The following is a 2,984-nucleotide window of genomic DNA, read 5'->3' on the forward strand; positions in this document are numbered from 1 at the left end:
ATCTCCTGTAATCAGGTAACTCAGTCTCAAGCATAGATACAAGTAAATGGGTTCAGGATTAATTTAAAATTTTTAATAATCTCCTCAGCTAAAGCACGTCCCCTGATAAATTCTTCAATCTCATCCACACTCGACCCCTGCATTAACCAACTTATATTGCTCTAAATTAGCTGCTTATAGCCTAATGTCGTCTAACCCATATAAACCGACATCAAAGGGCGATCGCAGACACGACCGAGCAAGATATCTAGATTTTATATTTTGCTATGATGCTTCTAGTTTTAACCCATTGACTAATCTGCGATCTGAGCGCTACTGAAACGTTTCTGATGCAGAAATCCAAGCCTTTCACTGTTGTCCCTGAATCAACTGTACTAATTAAATAAATTTTGACACTTATTGAAAGTTTTGATACGTTGACTTTAAAAATAGAAGAAGGTTACTACAGTCCGGTTCTGTCCATGTTTCGATAATCTTTTTGACAATCTTTTTTGTATCTTCAGTACCTGCTTCTAACAAGCCAGCAATACCTAAAAAAGAAATGGAGACTATGCCAATGGTTCTAGTATTTCTGTTTTTAGAATCATATATCTCTTTTAAAACTATATCAATAAGTTCTTTATCCTCCGCAGAACGTCGGCCAAGAACAAACAATGCACGTCCTCTCTCCAATAGCAAACCTTTTTCAAGAATTTCTAATAATTTTCTAGTTGAAAGTTGATAAAATTCATCATCAGGTAAAAGACTGTTTTCTTTTATCTTCATTGGTATTTTCTTCCCAACTCAAAATCTTGCTGACTAATAGCAAAGTATAAAATAAGCCAAGAAAAAAGAACTCGTTGCGAATCATGCGGCAACGCGGAGTCTTCGGGGCGGGCTAATTGGACTGGTCAGCCCAAAGATGATCACTCTGCCCGTCCCGAAGACCGCATGAGTCGAGCGACAGCGGCAACGAGTTCGTCGGCGCAACACGACTCACCGACTAAAACCCCTAGAGCGTTGTTTCTGCTTAAGCATTTCTTGCTGCTGCTGCTGTTCAATAAGAATTTCATTCCAAGTTCGCCCACTAGGTGCAATTCTTTTTCTTTTGATCAAACCTCACCTTAAAATTATCTTCAGTACACTGTTGTCTGCCTAGACACAATAAGAATACTTGATACAAAAATGAGTATTGCGGGTAGCAATAGGGAGTATTTGTGCGGAGAATTTCTGTTTTGCTTCCAACTGACGCTCACACCTTTTGGATCAAAAATGAGTATTTGCGCGTCATCTAAAGCCAAATTATTGCTATTAATCAACTCTTGAGCAAAACTCTACTTTTTCATATTACTCTATACTACTTTTGTAACCAAAAAGCTGCACTCCACTTGTGAGCTACACCCTAGCTGTGCTGCAAACATCACTTATTACATAGGGGTTATGTTGATTATAAGTATTGAAATAGTAGTTCTAAATACCTTGCTCAAGTGGTAGCTGTTGGGTAGCTCAACTGGTGACACACAGCTACCAGTTGAGTAGTAAAAAAGCGAGTTGTTGAAAATTTGATGATTCCCCAACTGGTAGCTATAGAGTAGCCCTACAGCTACCAGTTGAGCATAAGACATTTAGAGAAATTTTCGGGCGTAATGCTTACTGAATATGACTTACAGCAAATTTTGAACGCCTGTTTAATTCTCAATAACTTCAAAATTATTGAGAATGAATAATACACTGGTGTTGCACTTGTACTTCAATAATTCTTTCATTAACTTAAGCCAGCCCACTTAACATCCGATTTTTTTTCTTCATACCTGAATAGAAATTGTTCCTTTTACAATCTCCACGCTTGTCAATAGAGATGAAACTTGTTTTAAGTAGTGAAATTGTCTGATTAATCACAGTTACAAATAGCAGACATTTTGCACCTAAAACCCCGATTCCTGTGCAAAATGTCTGCTATTTTGCACAGCTTATACACGCTTATAACTGTTATAGCTGTCAGGAAACTTTGATTATTCACTACAAAATGTCTGCTATTTAGAACATCGCTTTAACCAAAAAATTGGTATCTAATACATACACCAATTAGCTTTTAGCCATTTTTATCAAACTGGCTCATTCTCAATAACTCTAAAATTATTGAGAATATATAATACGTTTATGTTGCAAATGTACTTCAAAAATCCCACTCAAACGATCAACTTCTTCAGTAAGTGAATCTGAAATTTCCACTGTGAGTTCAGGAGTCATTGTATATATTGAGCGTTAACTGAAACAGAAACTCGTCTAACGCAACAACTACACTAAACACTTATAAAGCCGTGGACTTAGTGTAGTTTAACCGTAGTAAATCAGTCTCATCTGAGACTAATATTTTTGGCCGTCCAAAAGGACAAAAACAGTGCTTTCTTGTCCTTTTGGCCGTCCAGTGAGCGCCAACCTTACTCATTTGTCATGCTCTGCTGACAAATGCCCACCTGTCAACGGACGGCCAAAAGGACAAAAATGACCAGTTCTTGTCCTTTTGGCCGTCCAGTGTTTTTGAAGAAAATCTTCTGTAACTTATATCCAGTCTAAATTACAGCCACTTTGAGGCGCTATTTTTATTGTCAATAAGCTGGGGTCTTATTGACAATGCGTAATCATGATATGTTGCAATTGTGTTTCAAAAATTCTTTCTTGAACTTAACCAACAAGTCAGGTGTACGCTCTGCGTGGCTCACAAGCTAAAACCACGATCCTGCTGTCTTTTCTTTTGTTGCTCCTCCAACAGGAGAGCTTCTAATTCCTGACTCCAATCAGGAGTAAAAGTTGTCACTTTTTTACTGTGAGGCAACAATTCTAATACTGCACTAGCAGTAGAATTTCCTTGTGAATCATTATTAAACATCAGGAAAACTTTATCAGTATCTTTGAGAAATTCCATAGGTAGGTTATTCGGGTCATCAGCTACCATAAACATCGTTCTAGTTGGCGGTAGCCCTTGCCATTTGTGCATCAGGAAA

Annotated in this window: 1 protein-coding gene and 1 pseudogene; both read right to left on the reverse strand. The window is 37.7% G+C overall.

The window, feature by feature from the left end:
* Positions 1-396: 396 nt before the first annotated feature.
* Positions 397-765 carry a hypothetical protein gene (locus VB732_RS33860; RefSeq protein ID WP_323235207.1) on the reverse strand — a complete coding sequence of 123 codons (369 nt, stop codon included), beginning with the start codon at positions 763-765 and terminating at the stop codon, positions 397-399.
* A gap of 1,933 nt (positions 766-2,698) precedes the next feature.
* Positions 2,699-2,984, reverse strand: a pseudogene (locus VB732_RS33865) (mobilization protein); the annotation flags it as partial.

The organism is Nostoc sp. UHCC 0252, from assembly GCF_034931145.1.
In the GTDB taxonomy this organism is placed as follows: Bacteria; Cyanobacteriota; Cyanobacteriia; order Cyanobacteriales; family Nostocaceae; genus Nostoc.

Excerpts from the sequence above, each read along its gene's own strand:
- VB732_RS33860 (WP_323235207.1), bottom strand. The coding sequence starts at position 765 with ATGAAGATAAAAGAAAACAGTCTTTTACCTGATGATGAATTTTATCAA.